The organism is Rahnella sp. 2050, from assembly GCF_040544515.1.
In the GTDB taxonomy this organism is placed as follows: Bacteria; Pseudomonadota; Gammaproteobacteria; order Enterobacterales; family Enterobacteriaceae; genus Rahnella; species Rahnella aceris.
The window spans coordinates 1-20,850 of the sequence record NZ_JBEPKE010000014.1; the positions used below are offsets into that span (position 1 = coordinate 1).

Annotated in this window: 15 protein-coding genes and 1 pseudogene; 1 reads left to right on the forward strand and 15 read right to left on the reverse strand. The window is 48.0% G+C overall.

All coding sequences use genetic code 11. The features are described 5' to 3' along the window. The 14 genes from ABIC79_RS24970 to tssB form a co-directional block, all read right to left on the reverse strand. On the reverse strand, positions 1-593 hold a 593-nt coding region (locus ABIC79_RS24970; RefSeq protein WP_354568840.1), incomplete at its 3' end, for a hypothetical protein. After that, positions 590-2,539, reverse strand: a complete 1,950-nt coding sequence (locus ABIC79_RS24975) for a lipase family protein (protein ID WP_119262423.1) — start codon at positions 2,537-2,539, stop codon at positions 590-592. The genes ABIC79_RS24975 and ABIC79_RS24970, both read right to left, overlap by 4 nt. Positions 2,540-2,585: 46 nt before the next feature. Next, positions 2,586-3,008 carry a hypothetical protein gene (locus ABIC79_RS24980; protein ID WP_191996266.1) on the reverse strand — a complete coding sequence of 141 codons (423 nt, stop codon included), beginning with the start codon at positions 3,006-3,008 and terminating at the stop codon, positions 2,586-2,588. Between the two features lie 2 nt (positions 3,009-3,010). Next, positions 3,011-3,295, reverse strand: a complete 285-nt coding sequence (locus ABIC79_RS24985; RefSeq protein WP_119262424.1) for a hypothetical protein — start codon at positions 3,293-3,295, stop codon at positions 3,011-3,013. Between the two features lie 51 nt (positions 3,296-3,346). Continuing rightward, a complete protein-coding gene (locus ABIC79_RS24990) occupies positions 3,347-5,893 on the reverse strand; it encodes a DUF2345 domain-containing protein (RefSeq protein WP_168444295.1) in 2,547 nt (848 codons plus the stop codon). 73 nt (positions 5,894-5,966) lie between these two features. After that, entirely contained in the window at positions 5,967-6,311 is a 345-nt protein-coding gene (locus tag ABIC79_RS24995; protein ID WP_037033062.1) for a putative T6SS immunity periplasmic lipoprotein, read from the reverse strand. Further along, entirely contained in the window at positions 6,308-6,853 is a 546-nt protein-coding gene (locus ABIC79_RS25000) for a hypothetical protein (protein WP_037033061.1), read from the reverse strand. The genes ABIC79_RS24995 and ABIC79_RS25000 overlap by 4 nt, the downstream gene beginning before the upstream one ends. A gap of 640 nt (positions 6,854-7,493) precedes the next feature. Then, the gene (gene tssH / locus ABIC79_RS25005; RefSeq protein WP_119262426.1) at positions 7,494-10,151 is read right to left on the reverse strand and encodes a type VI secretion system ATPase TssH; all 2,658 of its coding nucleotides are present in this window, start codon (positions 10,149-10,151) and stop codon (positions 7,494-7,496) included. A 162-nt stretch (positions 10,152-10,313) separates the two neighbouring features. Then, positions 10,314-10,805, reverse strand: coding sequence for a type VI secretion system effector Hcp (hcp, locus tag ABIC79_RS25010; RefSeq protein ID WP_013577830.1), 492 nt, complete (start codon positions 10,803-10,805; stop codon positions 10,314-10,316). Between the two features lie 32 nt (positions 10,806-10,837). Continuing rightward, a complete protein-coding gene (locus ABIC79_RS25015) occupies positions 10,838-12,532 on the reverse strand; it encodes an OmpA family protein (protein ID WP_119262427.1) in 1,695 nt (564 codons plus the stop codon). Positions 12,533-12,535: 3 nt separating this feature from the next. Continuing rightward, positions 12,536-13,189, reverse strand: a complete 654-nt coding sequence (gene tssL, locus ABIC79_RS25020; RefSeq protein WP_119262428.1) for a type VI secretion system protein TssL, short form — start codon at positions 13,187-13,189, stop codon at positions 12,536-12,538. Next, the gene (tssK, locus tag ABIC79_RS25025) at positions 13,186-14,523 is read right to left on the reverse strand and encodes a type VI secretion system baseplate subunit TssK (protein ID WP_119262429.1); all 1,338 of its coding nucleotides are present in this window, start codon (positions 14,521-14,523) and stop codon (positions 13,186-13,188) included. The genes tssL and tssK overlap by 4 nt, the downstream gene beginning before the upstream one ends. Before the next feature lie 11 nt (positions 14,524-14,534). Continuing rightward, positions 14,535-16,082 carry a type VI secretion system contractile sheath large subunit gene (tssC, locus tag ABIC79_RS25030; protein ID WP_119262430.1) on the reverse strand — a complete coding sequence of 516 codons (1,548 nt, stop codon included), beginning with the start codon at positions 16,080-16,082 and terminating at the stop codon, positions 14,535-14,537. Between the two features lie 31 nt (positions 16,083-16,113). Further along, a complete protein-coding gene (tssB, locus tag ABIC79_RS25035; RefSeq protein WP_121019810.1) occupies positions 16,114-16,608 on the reverse strand; it encodes a type VI secretion system contractile sheath small subunit in 495 nt (164 codons plus the stop codon). Positions 16,609-17,454: 846 nt separating this feature from the next. Between tssB and ABIC79_RS25040 the strand changes: the two genes are divergently transcribed. Next, the gene (locus ABIC79_RS25040) at positions 17,455-19,002 is read left to right on the forward strand and encodes a methyl-accepting chemotaxis protein (protein ID WP_119262432.1); all 1,548 of its coding nucleotides are present in this window, start codon (positions 17,455-17,457) and stop codon (positions 19,000-19,002) included. A 72-nt stretch (positions 19,003-19,074) separates the two neighbouring features. Here ABIC79_RS25040 and ABIC79_RS25045 read toward each other — a convergent pair. Continuing rightward, positions 19,075-20,611, reverse strand: a pseudogene (locus tag ABIC79_RS25045) (methyl-accepting chemotaxis protein). Positions 20,612-20,850: the final 239 nt, after the last annotated feature.

Below are 20,850 nucleotides of genomic sequence, written 5' to 3' on the forward strand. Positions count from 1 at the left end.
GGGCTTTTTAAGCTTTTCAGAGATAAAAAATCTTTCTTCCCGAAGAGATTTAATGTTTTTTTATTTGGGTTGATTTCTTCCTGTATTACGGGGAAGTATAAGGGTGAAATACTAATGTTCCCTGAAAAATTATCAAATTTCCCATTGCGAGCAGCAATATCATCAAAAGCGAACGTTGCTCCAACCGCTGTACCTGGTACCAAATCTTTACCGAGATGTGTGGCATCAGTATATTCAATTCCGAGATTAAACTCACTCAATGTCCATTCACATGACCCTCCACCCTTCATTGCTACTTTTGCATGCCAGTCATTACTGTTCCCCTGTTGCAAGATAGGGACTTTAACACCATTGTAACTTGGCTTTTCTTCTCGGGAACCATCAACTCCGTTTATGCTAATTTTCATGCACTTATGAGAAATGTAAACGACCTCAAGTGGAAACGGTTTTGTATAGGGTGAAGGATTTTTGATTTCCACATTAACCCATTGTGTATCAGTCGGTGGTGATAATGTACGGTCAGCTTTGCTGGCGCAACCGCTGCTGAATAGCATTGGCAGAAGGATTATTAAAATCTTTAATCGGTCAATCATTGTTCAATCTCCTCTTCTCCGTAAAGGGAAAATCTTTGCATGATAATATTACCTTTTTCAGAACTTAGAGTTGGAGTAATTGACACTTTTAGTAATTCTTCAAGTTCCAAAAATAATCTATTTCTTTTTAACTCATTTTCAGGTATTTCAGTGAGGTTCTCATTTATTTGATTTTTAAAGGCTTCGATTCTATCTTGATGCTCGCTAAATGAATCCCCTAGACTTAATTCTTCCTGATAAATTAATTCAAGCAATTTATTGTTAATATATGGCATGTAAGAAGTCATGAAATGTTTAAATATATTAAGAGCTGTTCCCCTCGCAGGATTTGTACCTTTAGGGAAAAACTCCAGCAAGTCTTCTCTTGTCAATTTATTCTTAAACTCTTTTTGTTGTTCACCCGCAGCTAGCGCAGAGCCCTCCGCAAGACAGGGTGCCAGGTATAAGGTTACGCTGAGAGGCAATCGCTTACGAATGGTCATACAATTATGAGGATAGGGTAATGTTACTTTACACTCTTTCCATACCCTACTCTGTGTTGTATCCAGAAAGGCAACTGTATTTCCATGATGCCAGAAGCAGTCTCCCCACTCTTTAAGCTGATATGCACCTAATTCAAGAGTGGACCATACCCCTCCTAATACTACTCCCAATGGTCCCCATAAATTATAAAACCAGTTGTCCAGATTAGCTTCTGGTGGCAACGCTGGGACAGGATCAGTTTCGTTAACGTGTCGGTAATGTGTGATATCAGATAATTGACTCACAGCATCGCGAGTAAAAGTCCTTGGCATTCCGTAGGTGTATAAAATAGGCATTTGCGATTTTAAACTTGCCGCATGTATCAGGGCTAGTGCGCCTCCGAGACTATGACCACAAATATATAAGTATCTACCTTTTATAACTGTCTGCAATTTTTTAATTTCATTTTGAAACTTACGTTCAACTACGCTATATCCATCCCAAAAACCATAGTGCACCTTGCCTTTCGACACCAGCTCTGTGCACTGCAATTTGATATCACACGACTCAGATTCTACTGGGCGGAAAGAACCATCAGCAACCCCGTCCCAGAAACTGGCTGTACCACGCCACGCCACAATGACATTGTCATCATTGTATACATAAAAAAGCTGAGTATCTCCATCGGGTTCTGCTGCTTTTGTAGAATCCATATAGACAGGTGGAAAATACCTTTTGCTAAATGAAACATCTTTGACTAAGGCGTTAGTTGAATAATCGCCCTTATGTAATTGTGGTAATCTGGATAAGTTTTGACACTGATTAATAAAAAAATGGCTAATAGAGGCTTCGTCAATACTACTATCATCCGCATAGGCCAGTGACGCTGCGGCCCCTAAATTAATGGCATTCGCCATCGAATAGTCTTTCTGATGATGCAAAACCAGTTCCCAGGCTCTGAAGGGACAAATCTCAATGACATGCCGTTGTTCAAGCTCATTGGTTCTTATTTTAAAACCTTTAAATGATTTATCTGCAGGGAAATGGAATGGAGGTGGAAAAGGCTCACCTTCTCGCTGTTCAATATCCGGAACCGTCCGGCATAATTCACCAATAACCGCATAATGCCAGATATGCCCGTTTTCTTCAGCATCATTGCGCACGGTAGAATCATTGAGTTCGCGACTAACCCGCAGTGAGCGTTGTTCCATTTCTTTAGCCAGCGGTTGGGCATCGATAAATAATCGTAGTTCGCTGCCATAGCGAGGCTCTATTCTTATCAGGCCAGTTGCATCGCTGGTCCCTTTGAGTTCTTTCTCATAACCTCCTGGCGTTGCGCTGTTTTCTGCCTGCCATGGCATATTGGCGACGGCCTTCCCTTCTTCATCGACCAATTGTATTTCAACCCAATAGGGTTTCTGCTTACCAGTGTATGCATTCTGGTTTTGAGGAGACGCTGAAGTGTATGCTTGTTGCGTTGCCATAGATTTTTTCACTCCCTGTTTTGTTATCGTTATTTCCGTTTAATTCTTAAACGCTTTTTTGTGCAATTTTTAATGAATACACCTTTATTATTTCTGAAACAATGACTGCTAAAATCAAAACTAGCGCACTACTAATGCTGAGGCTTTTGAATAGCCAGGGAAGAAAAGACAACGATGGCGTGAGCAATAACAGGCGGAAAGGGGTTTGCAGATAAATAAAAAAATTAACCCTTTTCCATTTCTTAACTAGAAGAATAAAGGAGAATATAATAGAAATGTTAAGAAGAAGGGATGTGGAAAATATGATAACCGATGAAACGCCATGCTCAGGATAAATTTTACTAAAGGAAAGGATGTCATCTATAAGTGGAATTCTTCCTTGTAGTATATTCAGCCAGACAAATCTCACGATGTATAAAAAATCCATTGCTGCCCAGAACAAGTAGATGTTGTTAAATTTATTTTTCATTTTTATTTGCCCTTGCTTTCATAGATATCATCAGCCATTACCGGCTGCCAGTGCCAGGATTTCCCTTCAGGTGCCCAGTTATCATCACCCCCAAGGAAGGTCTGAGTGACGATCTTTTGTTTACCGTATTTGTAAACAGCCGATTTTTCGATTAACTCTTCTGCAGCATCTGTGGGCATAGGTTTCCATTCCAGGACCATGTCCCTTTTAGTATTCATATAGTCCTTCCCATCAGAACCAAACACTCTTCCTTCATCTCCCATAGACGTCAGGCGATTACCAAGCATAAGACCTGCATTTTTTAAGGCGTGGTAGTCATAGCTTACTTTAACCCAATGTCAGGGACCTTCTGTGGGGATTTCATCAGGAAAACTTACCTGGATACTTGTAGGGGCAACTGAATTTATATCAGGCGTCTTTCCTGCTGCGTCTGAGAATCCTTCAAATATCTCACCTTCACCTGTGGTAATTTTATATTTCGTGAAGGGCTTTATTTCACCGGATTCAGGATCTTTAAGAGTAAATCCTCCGCTATAACCTTTTGGGAATTCAAGCTTAGGAGAGTCGAGACTTGAGGAGCCCATTTTCTGTACATTAGCGGCTTTCAAAAGAATATTACCCGGCGCACCCAGCTCGATATTACCACCGCTAATCTTGATGTAGGCCCCTGCGCAGTTAAGTATCAATTCCTGGCTGGCATTCACCGTCACTTTTCCTTCCGTGCTGGTGATAGTCACATCTTTTTGAGCTGATGCAGCGAGTTCATCCGCCAGTGCCCGAATATCGACTTTGCCATTACCGGCAAAAAACTGCATTCCTGTACTCTGCGCAAATAGGCTTACGGTATCCCGGGCTGAAACTGTGAAGGACTTACCGCTGCTTATATCCGTGTTTCCGCCCGACACCACGGCAATGCTTTCATTGCCCGATGCCACACGTATGGCTTTTGGACTTACGAGGCCAATGCCGTCTGGGGCTGATATGACAATACCCGGAGCTTTCATCTTGCTGAGCGACTTATTCAGTGCCTGCTGGAAATCTGTATCACCTGGCGTTGCCTTTGCTGTTTGTGCTGCTTTCGACATGCTCCGGGCTAGTGTGAGCGCCTGCTCAAGCTGGGCTATCGCATCGTCCATTTCCAGCATTTGACCGCTGGCTCCCGGCTGCGTATCAGCACTAATAAATAAACCCTTCCCGCCGCGTATCGCCCCCCATTTATCGGTTCTCAGCTCAAACCCTTCACCGCGTTGTGTTTTGTTTGCATCGACGTTATGCCCAAGGTTCAGCTGGGTTTTGCCGCCGTATTCCGTACTGAGTTTTATATGCTCTTCGCCGCGTTTATCTTCCATACGCAGCTTGTTATTTGCAGGGGTACGGATAACGTTGCGGGTATTATTGGCTTCTGTCACATGGTCGGTGTGGCGTGAATCGTGCAGGGCATGGGCGATATAAGGGCGGTCGGGGTCACCGTCATGAAACGCGATCGCCACTTCGGTGCCCTGGATCAGCGGGAAGTGAATACCATACACATCGCCACCGTAAGGTTTGGCGAGGCGGACAAGCATGCTTTCCTGGCCCTGTGCTTTATCATCCTGATCGGCATCGAATTTAACACGGTATAAACCGGACGCATCCTGCCAGGCGTAGATATCGTTGGTTTTCGCGCTGGTGACGCGTGCCATCATCGTGCCGCTGACTTTTGGGCGCGGCTTAAGAGCAGGGCGCCAGCACAGGGTTTCGCTGTAAGGGACTGCGCTAAACCCTACATGCAGTGGCGTAGAGCGACTGGCCGAAAACCGTAATCCAGTGATGACGACCGGTGTTTGCCATACAGAAGGAAGTGAAGATGGAATATCGCTATCCATCACAGTCAGAACCTCTAACAAACGCAGTGAAGCATCTGTACTGCTCCCCTGTAATTGAGTTTGTGCAGCCAAAAATCTTTCATGTTCAAGGCGTGCCCAGAAATTACCACTTTCTGGTGCTGGCGTCGTTGCATCTCCACGTGTTAAGTGACGGGGCTGGTACTGGTACACGTCGCCATACGTTATTCCATCCCCATCTCCTCTGGTCATATCCGCTCGAGAAGAAAGCAGAGAAAGTTGAGCCTCACGGTGGTTGTAATCTTTAGCTTGCACTGAGGATTCAACTACTTGATGTCGCTGGGACAGCCCCCAAACAGACTCGACGCCGTTATCGTTCATTCCTGCCGGATTACCCAGCGGAAGTGTTTTACCAAACACATAACAGCTTTGCTTATCTCCCAGAATAAGTACTTCGGTCTGTGTGTCTTGTTGTAATGCAAAAGTATAGAAAATTCCTACTTCAGACATCAGGCGCTCGATAAAATCTCTGTCGCTTTCTCCGATTTGGTTGATTTGTTCACGTATCGGATAACTCTGCTTTAGCTTGAACTCAAATTCCCAGCCTTTAAAATTGTGCTCACATAATATTTGCTCTATGACTTCTGGAATTGATTTATTGAGAAAAAAGCGATGAGTGCGTTTTTGCTTATCTAATAATGCAAAAAAAGGTTCAACAGTTATTTGATAATGTGCTTCATCAGCGGAACCTGACACTCGAGTGAAATTTGTTACTACCCCGTGGACTACTTTTTGAACTTGGGCTGCCGACAGACCTGGCATCAGTGCACCCGCTGTTTGCATTATCAATGTAGTGCTGCGGTTAAGCATTGCTTGCTGGCTAATGTCCTGGTTGGTACTAGTAAAGTCTATTTTATAGCGATATCCTGAGCTTACGAATTCTTGACCAGAAAAAGACTCAACATCCAGGCATGCTTCGCAACCCTGAACATCAAGATGGTAACGATTGAGACTTATGGAAACGGTTTTTTTTGCATCGGATAATGTGTCGGTAATATTCATTGTTCTTCCTCCTGCACTGTATTTATCCGGAAGCAGAAAGATGAGCTCCGGTAATATGCATTCCTTTAAATAGTTAATATTTATAAATTAATCTGGCTGCGTATACTTTTCTTTCCCCAGCGTTAATTTTCACAACGGAGAAACTGACATTATATTCAATGCCACTAATGAATTTATATCCCATCAAAGGTAGGCATCTATTTTTTGCATGTTGTTGACCAGGAATGTTGGCCTTGAATTCTACTTTCTCGCCTGATTTTTGTATTTTCATCTTCTCGTAAATAAAATCACTGTTTATTCCAGGGGCAAGCAAGCAGACTTCTTGCCCGGATTGTCTAACCTCAGCAGGATCCCAGGGGATTTTGTCACCCAAACACCCAGTTAGTAAAAAAACACAGATGATAATTATTTTTTTCATAAAGCCTCCGGGGAGGGGAAAGAACCTAATATATTTTCATACATACGTAAAAGGTCACCTTCTGCATAATAACTATCTTTATTTATGAAATTGTTCCCCCAGAGATCTTGCCAGACGCTGTATCCGAATTCCCGAAGGATAAAGTAGTCTGATACGATGGATGCTTGTTGCTCCATTGAGTAGTCTGAAAGCCGGTGTTTAACCAAATTATAATGATAATCGGCAGCCCAACTGAATAATCCACATATCTTAACCATCATGCCATGTTGGTACTGCCAGACATGACATAATTCATGAAGATAAACATGTTTGCTGTCTATACTTACATTTTTGGCTGAAAAATCAGGTAAGTAATAACCTTCGCGAAAATAGATTTCACCATTTGGTGTCATCGCCACGTTTTTTGACTGTAAACCGAAAGGAAGATAGCTGTCACAATGGATCCAAACGCTTGAGTAATTTATTTGGTTGCTGTATAAGCTCTGAGCTAATGCGATTTCTCCTGGTGTCATTATCCTAAGCTTTCCCTCTCCTTCCGACATAGGTATCTCCTTAATAGAAATTAAAATCGTATGTACTTACTAAACCTAGCGTCATGCCAATTCCCGTAACGAGTCGGGGAATAATTATGAGGAAGAAGTTTTTTATATTCACTTTCACTCGATTCAAAAGTGTTACTCATGTATTAACGGTAATCTAATTTAATTACTATTTTTATGATTGTCTTGGGATTCAATAAAACATGAGTTTTTCATGTGTGGTTAGTAGTAGTTATCCCACCTTTGGTGAAGGTTGGGGAATGCATATCAGTAGATTAAATATCCAATGGTAATTAATAAAATAGAACATTCACCCCAGAAAAACTATATTCGCCATCGGAAATAAAGAAAAATCATGCACAAAGAATCGCTCCGGAAATAACCATTGTTGAACCTATCGCGCCGGCAATTTTATAAATAAAAGTGACTACAATTCTTATTATGTTCATAATGCCTAAATAACAAAAGTTACGGGCAGCGAAGTAAAATCTTTTCCAACAGCACCCCAAAATCCATCGCTATCTACATTGATAGCATCAAGCATGTCGCGTGCAATCTCTTTTGCACCTTCCATAATGATTTTCCCCATTGAGAATCTGGAAACTATTTTACGCCGGATTACCCGGCGCTCCATTACCGATCTTTATTCTGCGGCAGCATCGTCAAATTCCAGCGTGATCCCTTCGTCCTCATCCCAGCCCAGTGCCAGCGCCGTGGTGCGTTGTTGCGATGCCATGCGTTGCAACAGTTGCTGGCTCAGTACCGGCAGGATTTGCTGATTGAGCAGGCTGTCGATGTTGCGCGCACCGGTATCCGGCAGCAGGCAGGCAGCGACCAGCGTGTCGTACAGACTTTCTTCGATGGAGCAGGTCAGGCCATAGTGCTTGTTCAGACGTTTCGCGACTTGTGCCAGTTTCATCTCAACGATAGTGCGCAGTGCGACGGCGTTCAGCGGACGATAAATCAGTGTCTGGAAGCGGGCGAGCAGGGCGGGCTGGAAATGATCGCGCAGGATCGGGCGCAGCAGTTCCTGTAAATCGCTGTCAGTGGTTTCCGGCTGTTCATCCAGCAGTTGCATCAGGTGGTCGCTGCCGAGATTGGCGGTCATCAGGATCACGGTATTGCGGAAGTCGATTTCACGTCCTTCGCCGTCGCGCATAAAGCCGCGGTCGAACACCTGATAGAACAGGTTGATGACATCACGGTGGGCTTTTTCCACTTCATCGAGCAGGACGACGCTGTACGGACGTTTACGCACGGCTTCGGTGAGAATACCGCCCTGACCATAACCGACGTAGCCCGGAGGTGAGCCTTTCAGCTGGGATACGGTATGCGCTTCCTGGTATTCGCTGAGGTTAATGGTGATAAGGGATTTTTCGCCGCCGAACAGGCAGTCAGCAAGGGAAAGTGCAGTCTCCGTTTTACCCACGCCGCTCGGACCGACCAGCAGGAATACGCCCAGCGGGCCGTTCTCGGACGTCAGACCGGTTTTGGCGGCGCGCAGACGTTGTGCCATGTCGGTCAGGGCATGATCCTGTCCGACGACCCGTTTGTTCAGGTGATTTTCCAGTTGCAGTAAATCGGTCTGCTCATCTTTCAGCAGGCTGGTCAGCGGCACGCCGGTCCAGTCGGCAATGACTGTCGCAACGGTGCGGACGTCCACGTCAAGAGACAGCAGCGGGGCGCTGCCCTGCAACTGGGCCAGTTCTTGCTGCAGCGCGTGAATATCTTCCTGACGGCTGATGTCCTGACGGATTTCCAGCAGCTTATGCGTCAGGGCTTTTTCGGCTTCGTACTGCGCTTCGAGAGCGGAAAGCTGGGCATTGAGTTCGCGGTCAAGTTCGCCAATTTTCTCCAGACGTTCGCAGTGGCTCTGGCTGCCCAGCGCGATGTCTTCCAGCAGTGCCTGCTCTTCCATTTCCAGCGCGGTGATTTGCGCCTTCAGACGGGTCAGATCTTCCGGCAGCGTATCCAGACTCATGCGTACACGGGCAGAAGCGGTATCTAACAGGTCGACGGCTTTGTCCGGCAACTGACGACCGGTGATATAACGTCGCGAAAGGCTGACGGCGGCTTTTACCGCTTTGTCGGTGATGTGTACGCCGTGGTGTTGTGCGTAACGGGATTTCAGACCGCGTAACATCAGGCACGCCATCTCGTCGTCCGGCTCATCGACCTTAACGATCTGGAAGCGGCGTTCAAGGGCGGCATCGCGCTCAAAATATTGTTTGTACTCGCTCCATGTTGTCGCAGCAATGGTGCGCAGTTCGCCACGGGCCAGGGCCGGTTTCAGCAGGTTAGCGGCGTCCGCGCCACCGGCCTGATTGCCCGCGCCAATAATAGTGTGCGCCTCGTCGATGAACAGCAGCACCGGCGTCGGCGATTGCTGTACGGCATCGATAACATTTTTCAGACGCTGCTCAAACTCACCTTTCACACCGGCACCGGCCTGCAACAGACCGAGGTCTAAGGTGCGCAGGCTGACAGTTTTCAGGCTGTCCGGCACGTTGCCTTCACTGATGCGCAGTGCAAGACCTTCCACCAGCGCGGTTTTACCGACGCCCGGTTCACCGACCAGAATCGGGTTGTTTTTACGACGACGGGAGAGAATATCCACCATCTGACGGATTTCATTGTCGCGGCCAAACACCGGATCAATCTGACCCGCTTTGGCTTTTGCCGTGACATCCAGCGTGAATTTATCCAGCGCGGCCTGCAGCGCTTCGCTTAACGACTGGCCGGTAACACCAGACTCTGCTTTTTGTGTCGCTGAGTTTTCAGAAAGCGCGGAAGGTGTGCGGCTAAGGCTTTCCTGTTGTTGCAACTCCGGGCGCTCTTCGGACAAGGCATCCAGCACGGGCTTGAGGCGACGGATATGTTCTTCGCTCAGGCTGAACAGCGGCCATAACCCTTCGCAGCGCAGCAGACGCGGTTGCGCCATCAGCGCCTCCAGCAAATTGACACTGCGGATGCTCTGGTTGTCATCCTGCAGTGATGCCGCCAGCCAGCCCGCTTTCATCAGCGATTGCAAATCCTGAGAAAGTTGAGGACGCGAATGTACTGAACGCGGCAGGGCATCGAGATGTGCCAGCAGGCTTTGCCACAGCGCATCCATATCCCATTCATAGCGGCGGGCCAGCACGGTGATGTCGCCTTCGCCCAGTTCCAGCAGTTTGAGCAGCCAGTGCTCAACGGTAATTTCATTGTGGGCGCGGGTCTGGCAGAGCGTCGCGGCGGCTTCCAGCGCTTTCGCGCAGTACGGATTTAAGCGGCGAAGTAAGACAGCTGACTGATGTTCCATGCTAAATTCCTTTTTTAGGTACGCTACCGCCCTTAGCCTTTTCCGTTGCAGGAAACCCAGGCCCATAAGGTCGATGTCCGGTGGTGTTTTTGTTTGCTCAACCGCCAGGCAGCGGCTCAGGAAACAAAAACAGCAGACGGTGAACCGTCTGCTGATAAGGTCTTACGCGGTAGTACGTTCGTTCCAGGAATCGGAATGAATGATGTTGCCGTCTTTGTAGGTCCAGGTGATTTTTTCGTAACGCAACTCGATAGCTTCGAGGTGGTTGTGTTTCTCTTTAGCCGGATCTTTGATGTCGTGCATTTTTGGCGCGACTTTTACCAGCTTGACGTTTTCCAGTTTAGTGTTGAAATACTCCACTTCCTGGCCCGCGTCATTGATGCGATACCATTTGAACTCAGCAGATTTCAGGGTCTGGCCAGTGGTCACCGCTTTGTACAGGTACGGGCTGGAGGAATCGATTTCTTTGGTAAACAGGAACGGGGTGTGAATACGAGTACCCGTCAGTTTGCCGGTGTTGTTATCGGTCGGGATATACAGGTTGTGATCCTGTGCAACCACTTCGATGCTGCCTTCGCGATCTTTAACGTCTACGGAGCCTTTAATGTCCGCACCGCCGTCGTCTTTCAGCCACAGATAAACAGGAATTGCCATGGGTAGTTCTCCATTTCTAAGGTAAACATTCATCAATCATTTGATGAACTTGGGGTTGCTGATGCTTTGCAGGCATCTGCCTGTGGCACCAGACTGATTTCGACACGACGGTTAGCCGCACGGCCTTCCGGGGTATCGTTTGTTGCAACAGGGCGTGTTGCGCCGTAGCCCTGTACGGCAAAGCAGCTTTCGGACACGTCGCCGGTATCACGCATCCAGTTGCGTACTGACTCTGCACGTCTGAGTGATAACATTTGATTGGATTTATCATCACCTGTGTCATCAGTGTGACCCGCTACCACTATCAGCCAGCCCGGTTTGGCTTTGATCCCAACCAGCGCGTTGATCAGCACTTTGGTGGAGCTTGTTTTAAGTTCGGATTTACCCACGTCAAAAAGTGACAGGGAATCTAGCCGGATCGTTTTCGGCCCCTGAACAATTTGATTGATCACCGGCGGAGGCGGAGGGGGGGGAGTCCAGCTATTGATGGCGGTCTCCAGTGGTGCGACCAACCGCATCCCCTGATATAAGCCCAATGACATACGCATTGGTGCTCCGCTGCGCAGCCAACCATCCAGTAAACCGGCGTCGGTGCGTAATTGTTGCTGAGCAATGAGCTTTGGCGAGGAGGGTGTGCCGGTGAGACGGTTATACAGGGCGAGATGGTCACCCACGCTTTGCACCAGACGCTGGTTATTTACAAAAGACGCCAGCAGGGCGAAGAGCAGGAAAACACCACATAGCAGCCCTGCCAACTGACAGGCTTGCATCAGCCGGGAAACGCCATGACGTTGCGGCAGATAGGGCAGCAACACCTCCGGCAATGGCAGGCATTCTTGTGAATGGACAACGCCGGGGGTTAGCGTAGTCACGTCACCTATGTGCGCTTGCCACAGATTGTCCAGACTCCCGGCGACGGGCGTAAAACAAGCACCCCATGCGCAAGGGGTCAGCGAGGGGACATCGCTTTGCTGACGCGTCAGAATGCTGCTGACGTGAGTTTCAAGCCAGGGCAGCAGGCTTTCTATCCAGAAGACCGTGCTCAACCTTTCCTGAGTGTTTCTGATATCCAGTTGCTGGCTCCAATCCATCAGCGGTATGACGCCTGCCCCTGCTTCATGAACCTGAACGTTCTTATTTCCCGGAATGATGGTAAACCACCGCTCAGCCAGGGTGTCTGTTACCACAGGCGGAGATAGCCAGGTGCTGACCCAGACGGGGGGAATTCCAGCCAGCCAGTTTTTGCATTGCACAATGGCACGGTGCCAGACATGGAGTTTTTGTGCGAAGTCGTCCTTATTCTGATGTTGCTCGGGGACTATGGCCAGAAGAATGGAGATCTGGGCGATTAGCGCCGGGCGTTCTGCCGCGAGATGCTTTGCCAACAAAGGCAAGTGCTCTGGAAAAGTGACCGGCAGATACCAGCCCTGACCTGTTTCACGGAAAGGGACCGAGTCGGAGAACAGCGGAGCACTGTCGCCACAAACCAGCACAACAGCGCCCTGAAAATCCTCAGGCGGAAGAACAGCGTCCGAAATATGTGCATGTGCAATTTCATTACGGTGATTTTTACGCCACTGAATATAGCCCGTAGCACCACTAATGATGACCACCAGCATGCTCAGTGCCATACGGCTTCCTGTGCCGAGCGGCCAGAAGCCGAGAATCAGCCATAAGGACAAACAGGTCGCCAGAAGCAGCAGTATTAGCTGTGTTAATCCGCGCATCCGTCAGTGGTTCCCTGTCAACTGAGAGACCATACGTGTCAATTGCGTATTTAGGACGAACCAGAGCGCAATCAGAATCACGATGCCTGCAACCCATGAAAACCAGTAGGTTCTGCGTCCGGAGCGCAATCGCAGCGAACGTGAAACAATGGGCATTTCCTGAGCCGAGGCGAAAGGCGGCACTAACTGATTTAGCTTGCGAACCACATCTTCTCTGCGCTCATCCCCTTGTTCGCGATAACGGCCAGAGAAACCCAACGTCAGCGCACGGTAAAAGCAGGTGAGCACCGCAATATCAGGAGCAGGTTCATGGAGCACATTGCGAATACGTTCCCATAACTCTTCCCCGGCATTCAGAGTATTGAAGTAGCGTGCCTGAAGTGGGTCTTTAAGCCATTTGGTGTTTCCGCTATCGGGTTCCTGGCGGTTAAGTACACTTTCATCTAATAAGGCACATTGCGTATAAAGCATGTGGTCGCAACTAGATTCGCTGAATCCTGCGCGTGATAAGGATTCTCTCGCGCCATCAATCCAGTCGCAGGCGCGGCGGTAAAGAGCCTCACCATCTTCGATTTTCTGGCCGTTACGCAACTGGCTGACCATCAACCAGCAGGGATAAAAAACTTCATCAACAATTGATCCATTTATCTTGCTCATGAGCGCAACACCGCAAATAGTTCAAGTTTGATTTCACCCAGTGAACCTGGGGTATAGAAAGCGCAGTTTCCAGCATCCAGCATTGCCTGGGCGGCAGCACTGTTCAGGTCCAATGCAAAATATTGGTTTTCAAGGCGCAACGGGATAGCGGCCGGTACATGAGACAGCGCCCTCATTACGACACCATTCAATGCCACGTTGACCACGTCAGAAACATCCTCAAAACTCCCTGCTTTGCAGAGCAGCGGGAACTGAGTTTGCAGCAGGTGGTTTGGAATGGATGAGCGCACGGAAAGATAGAAATCAGCGCCGTCGCGCAGACGGGAATCATGCAGCGATCCGGTCCAGAACTGGCCTTCATGCGTCAGTTCAATCGCGACCATACGTGATGGCAGACTGGCTTCGAGCAGGGCATCCAGCAGGGTAAACAGCGGAGGGAAAACGTTTTCCGGCGCATTATGCTGATACAGAGGAATATCTTCTGCCTTATGCTCGAGGGAAAACGTCAGCAGACTGCCCGCCAGACGCACCAGTTCACGATAGAACAGTTCAGGATGGCGGGCAGGGGACTGATAAAGCTCCATCAGCACAGGTTCGGCACTGTTCAGTGCGTTCAGTAACCAGAACAACGATACGTCGGCTACTGCAAAGTCGGCCATTCGCTCATTGCTTTCGCGGCGCATCGCCATCAGGCGTCGACGGCGGGCCTGAAGGCGGTGAATTAAATCACCGAGTTCCGTCAGGACTGCCGGAGAGGACGACAACGAGAGCATTGGCGGAATGAACTCTGCATCCGGTGTCCATTGGCCTTGTGCATTACGCACAAGACGTACAACAGGGCAGGTCAGATACGCGCTGTTTTCCTGATGGGCAAAACGGAGCGTTATCGCATAACGCTGAATAGCCAGTTCTGTCCGTTCATGCCCTGATAACTCCTGCACGGTGACCCATTCCTGCTGCCAACGACGTGGACGTTCACTGTCCTGACCGTCATCCAGATTGCCGCCATTGGCTGAAAGCAGAGGTAATGCCAGCACGACATCAACGCTGTCCCGGTCAGAAATTGCAGATAAATCGCAAGCTGGAGGCAAATTATCCGCCAGCTCGGTATCAATCAGCGTCCCATCAGGAAAACGAACCTTCAGGCGTAAAGCATTCAACCTGGAAAGGGCTAATGAGCCGATGTCGAATGTTGCATCAATCACTCCCCAGGGATTTGCCAGAGCCATATGAGCAACCCTGTCAGACACAAAAGCATCCCAACGGGCTTGTTGCTGGAACTGTTGCGGGGCCAAAAAGGCCCCGTCGCTCCATAATGGGCGATAAATTTTCATCGTTTCTCCGCTTATGCCTTAGCTTTAGGCATCTGAGAAACCAGTGAAAGATTCACGTCCATACCTTCCACCTGGAAGTGCGGCACGGCGTAGAGTTTCACACGGAAGAAGCCAGGGTTGTCTTCGATATCTTCGACGGTCACTTTGGCGTCACGCAGCGGGTGAGAGGCTTGCAGGTCGTCGCCCGGGTCAGTCATTTCAGTGACCAGCGTACGGATCCAGGTGTTCAGTTCCAGTTCCAGCAGACGGCGATCTTTGGTGGTACCGATATTTTCACGCTGAATTAGCTTCAGATAATGCGCGATGCGTGACAGCAGGAAGATGTACGGCAGACGCGCATTGATGCGGCTGTTTGCTGTGGCATCAGCAGTGTCATACAGCGCCGGTTTCTGTGCGGAGTTGGCGGAGAAGAAGCAGGAATAATCGCGGTTTTTGTAGTAAGACAGCGGGATAAAGCCCAGATTGGCAAATTCAAATTCGCGGGTTTCAGGGATCATCACTTCTGACGGGATTTTCACCTGATTGCCGGTGCCGAGATCGTACAGATGGATCGGCAGATCAGTCACTGCACCGCCCGCCTGCGGGCCGCGGATTTGCACACACCAGCCATTTTTGATGAAGCTTTTCACCATGTTGGCCGCAAAGGCGAACGCCGCGTTTGTCCAAAGATATTTCTCGTGATCCGGACCTTTCACTTCTTCAACGTAGTTGAAGCTGCGAACAGGAACGGTATCCGGACCATACGGCAGGCGACCGAGTACGCGCGGCATGGTCAGACCGATATAGCGGGAATCGTCAGAATCGCGGAAGGATTTCCACTTGATGTATTCCGCACGGTCAAAGTAGTTGCCGATATCTTTAATCGCCGCCACTTCTTCCATGGAATCTTTCAGGAAGAATTTAGGGCCGACCGCACCGACGAATGGCATATGCGCAGCGGCAGATACTTTAGAAATGTTACGCAGCAGGGCGACATCTTGCGCCGACGCGTCAAACTCGTAGTTGGAAATCACAGAACCGATTGGCTCGCCGCCCGGTGTGTCATATTCCTGAATGTAGGTATGACGGTACAGGCCGCTCTGGATGATCTCAGGACAATCTTCGAAGTCCTGACGCAGGTCGTCTTTAGATACATCCAGCACTTCGATTTTTACGTTCTGGCGGAAATCAGTACGATCAACCAGGAACTTCAGGCCACGCCAGCCGGATTCAATACGCTGAAATTCCGGGTGATGCATGACCACATCTAACTGACGGCTGATCTGGCTGTCGAGTTCGGCGATATGATGATCGAGCAGGGTTTTGTCCAGCCGTTCAACGGTTTGGCCTGACAACTTCAGGCGCTCAAGGAAGACCTGTACAGCGGCAGTGACACGCTGATCAGCGGTAACATCTGCCAGCGCAGACGTATCCTGAAAATCGTTCAGATCACCCAGTGAGGACACAGGCGTCAGGTTGATTTTATCAAACAGGGAAGCGTATACCGTACCGGCTTCAGGGCGATCCAGAACCGTTGTCTGGCTGGAAGAAGAGTTTTCAGTGTTGACTGACATGAGCATTATCTCGCATTAATCCATTAAGTGGAGGCAATTACGCCTTTGGCGCCAGGGCATTAAGTTCAGTGCGCAGTTCATTGCTCAGCGCAGGATCTTTTAGAATGGCTTCGAGCTCTTTACGGAAGGTGACGTTGTCGAGCAGATTGGATTTGAGGTCACGTAATAAGTTACGCATTGCCAGCATCGCGCGCAGTTGGGGGATCTGACGGGCAACCTGTTCTGGCTCAAAATCTTTCATTTCATTGAAATTGAGAGAGATATTTTCTTCGCTGCGATCACCTGTTAGCGTATTTTCCACAGTCAGGTTCAGTGAAGGGCTGAATTCAGCCAGTACGCTGTTAAAGTTATTCTTATTAATGTTAACTTTTTCGCGTTCAGATAACGGACGGTTCTCTTTTCCATTACTGTAATCACCCATTACCATCAATTTTAACGGTAATTCGACTTTCTTCTGTGCGCCGCCAGTGTGTAGATCAAGTTTTATGTTAACGCGCGTTTTCGGAATTTCATTCTGGAAGCTATTAGACATGCTTATCCCTTACTTATAGAGTGATAAACGCTGCCAATGATTCTTAAAATATGATATTGGCAACCCTGCCAAAACTACATCCTTTTCCGAGGAAAACGTCGGAATAATTCAGGGTCACAAGCGATTCAAAATATTTATGAGAAACATTTCGCAGTGTGTTTTGAATTTTTCTGAAAATAATATTGCAGGTAAATACCTGTGGTGACATTTTAGGTAAATATTACGCAGCATTGACATTTAAATGGTGTAACAAAACATTTCTATTGGTGCGGCGTGACACATTCGCTTATGTTCATTGATATATAGGAGTTTTATCCAAACTTTCAGCAGGCCTTATAGAATGCGGGTGTGACTTAAGTAAAATTTTATGAGGGTATGCAGATTCAAGTGAAAAGTGACAAAAAATAAATTAACTATTCTTTTAAATTGCTTCATTAAAACCATTCAACTTAACTCAGTATCGTATTTAATTCATAATCATTTCTCTATAAAAACAATAATAGTATTCACGGTGGTAATGTTTACAATTAATTTTCAAAAATAGTTCCATGAAAATTTTTTCATTTTTAGTGGGGTTAGTTGTATTAATAACGATAAGCAGGGGGGTAAGTATCCTGCATGAGGTCATATTCATATCTTTAATATAAGTGTTAGCAATAATTTTTTTGGGAAACACTCAGATTACTCACAGGTGTTTTGACTGCAGTAAACGTCTTTAAACATGTTCGGAAATTTCTCCTACGATCGATCATCGTGCCACAAATTGCAGATAGTGCGCTGGAAATATTAAACATTTGAACAGGAATGCCGATAAACAGATTCCCGCTTTATTTTGAGAATCTCCCGATGTCGCTTAAAAAGTCGTCTTTACTTGTTCTTGTTATTCTTTTCGCACTCTTTTTCACCAGTATGCTTTCGAATGTTTGGCTGCTCATCCGGAGTAATCATTCACTGGATGATGTGAACAAGGAAATCCGTGTGGTGCTTTCTATTATCGACCCCATTAACCACAGCCGAACCTCGCGTGTTCGCGTGATGGAATATATGAAAGAAATTGAAAATGGAGACGGTCAGCAGTCAAAATCTGCTCTGGACAGAGTCACTGAGGTCATCGGTAAAGCCGATGCGGCGTTTCAGACGTATCTTGATGTGCCGAAATTGCCTGGTGAAAGTGAACTGGCCGATGAATACCGCAATACGTACCAGGACTATCGCCAGAACGGTATCCAGCCCTTGATTGACGCTGCAAAGTCCGGTGATCAGGTAGCGTTCAAAGCCCGGATCCCTGCGGTGGTGAAACTCGATCGTCAGTATGAAATCGTGTTGGATAAAGTGTTGGCCCTCCATGAACAGTACGCAAAAAATCTTAATAATGTTGCACAAAGTCATTTCAAATTTGGTATCGGTTTGACGGTCGGTTTTGGTTTGTTATTTCTGATCATCATTATCAGTGTTCTGGTGTTAATGAAGCGCTTTGTTCTGCTACCGCTGCTGAGTTCTCGCGATCACTGCCGTCAGATTGCTGAAGGTTATCTCGATACGCCAGTACCGGTGAAAGCCAAATCCCGCAGTGAGATTGAAGAGTTGATGCAGTCGATAGAACATATGCGCCAGTCGCTGACCAGAATTATAAGGCAGGTACGCGACACCAGCCATACCGTGGCGCATGCATCGCAGGAAATCTCCGCAGGTAATATTGATCTGGCTTCCCGCACTGAACAACAGGCCGCTGCGCTGACACAAACCGCCGCCAGCATGGAAGAACTTGGTGCGACGGTAAAACAAAATACCGAAAATGTCTCCCGGGCAAGCAGTCTGACACGTGAAGCTGTCCAAAACGCGCGCGCAGGCGAGAAAGTCGCTCAGGACGTGATTGGTACGATGGGGCGTATTAACAGCAGTTCGAAAAAAATCGAAGATATTACAGGTGTGATCAATAGTATCGCTTTCCAGACAAACATTCTGGCGCTCAATGCCGCTGTTGAAGCGGCACGCGCGGGTGAGCAGGGGCGTGGATTTGCAGTGGTGGCCAGTGAAGTGCGCAGTCTGGCGCAGCGCAGCGCCATGGCAGCAAAAGAAATCGAAAGTCTGATTTCTGAATCGGTGGCGAATATTCGCGAAGGTTCGGATGAGGTCTCGCGCACCGGCGATTCCATTTCAGCGATCATTTCCTCTGTCACTCAGATTAATATATTAATGGAACATATCTCGATAGCCTCTGATGAACAAAGCCGCGGGATTAGCCAGATTGAACAGGCGGTGACAGAAATTGATGGCGTGACGCAACAAAACGCAGCGCTGGTTCAGGAATCAGCTGCCGCAGCGGCCTCGCTGGAAGAACAGGTTCTTCATCTGACCCGCTCAGTATCAGCTTTCAGATTGGCAACAGTGTAATCAGATCGTTGTAATGACATAGCTTATTGAAATAGATGCGGTGATTAGCCGCCTCTATTTTACTCAATAACGTTACCGGAACACCCCCACGGCTTCAACCAGACGGTCGGCCTGTTGCTTCAGACCTGAAGAAGCATTGGCACCTTCCTGAACCTGAATTGAATTTTGATGTGTGATGCGGTCCAGTTCTTCAATGGCTTTAGCAATATCCAGTAATCCCTGATTTTGTTCGCCAGTGGCACTTCGGATTTGCCCGATCAGTGACGTCACATTTCGCACCTGAGAGACGATGTCGGCCATCGTTTTCCCTGCCTGATCAACCTGCTTCGATCCCGACACTACCGTTTCCACACTGCTGTCGATCAGGCGTTTGATTTCGCTGGCTGCGCTGGCACTTCGTTGCGCCAGGCTGCGCACTTCTCCGGCAACCACGGCGAAGCCTTTGCCTTGTTCACCCGCGCGAGCCGCTTCAACAGCGGCATTGAGCGCCAGAATGTTCGTCTGGAAAGCGATGCCATCAATAACATTGGTGATGGTGGCAATTTGTCGCGAACTGCCGGTGATTTCCTGCATAGTGCCGACAACTTCCTGCATAGCATTGCTGCCTTTTTCTGCCGCCGCACTTGCTATCAGTGAAAGTTTGTCGGCTTCGGCTGCCGTCTGTGTGTTGCTTTCAACTGTCGTGCTCATCTCATTCATTGCTGCAGCAGTTTGTCCAACGTTAGCGGCAGTTTGTTCAGTACGTTGACTCAGGGCTTCATTACCATTCGCCAGTGACTCACTGGCCGTGCGGACTTTGTGCGCCTGGTCGTTGACATCATCCACCATCCAACGGCAAATCAATCCGAGCTGGCCAACAGATCGTAACGTCATACCAATTTCATCGACCCGCTCCATTGGCGTGATCGTATGACTCGCGCCGCTGGCAACACGCAAGGTCTGACTGCAAAGCTGTTCGACCGGGCGGGTAATCTGCCATTCCATCCAGAAATTCAGCAACAGAATGAAAAATGCATTGAGTGCCAATGCGGTATTCATCTGTATCACGGGCAGGGTAGTCAGCGCAGAAATGACGAGTGAGTTAAGGACGAGTAAAACCAGCAAACCGCTGCGGATCCGCCAGCGCACAGAAAGTGTTTTTAAAATAGAAAAACTGCGGGTAATGCCGGTACGGATCAACAACCCCCGATGCAAGCGGCGGTTGTTCAGTTCGCCGCGATTCATTTTGTCATAAAGCGCCTGGGTCGCATTAATCTCTGCAGTAGTCGGTTTGGTGCGGACAGAAAGGTAACCTTTGGTTTTACCACCACGAATGATCGGTACGACGTTGGCACGAACCCAATAATGATCGCCATTGCTGCGGCGGTTTTTCACCAGTGCTGTCCAGGGGAAACCCTGTTGTAATGTAGCCCACATATCTTTGAATGCCGAAGGAGGCGCGCACAACATTGTGAGGCTGCCCGATAATATCTTCACTGGCAAAACCGCTAACTTCTATAAATGCATCGTTGGCGTAGGTAATACGGCTTTCGGCATCTGTCGTTGACATCAATGTTGCGTCGTCAGGGTATTGATATTCCCGTTGTGATATTGGCTGATTATTGCGCATAGTGACATTTCCATGGCCAGACTGCGGTTTAAGTGAGATTAAGGATCCTTAACTATTAACATTTCGGCATAAGCAAAATTTTCTTTAGGGAAACATGACGTTATTTATGACGACAATCGTTATTAGGGCGAATGCATACGGGTGAAAACGTCGATTTTTTCGCCAATCCATAACGTATAACGAAGATATGAGTAAAAAATATGCGTTATATCATTATGTCTGTCGATTTTATGAACAAC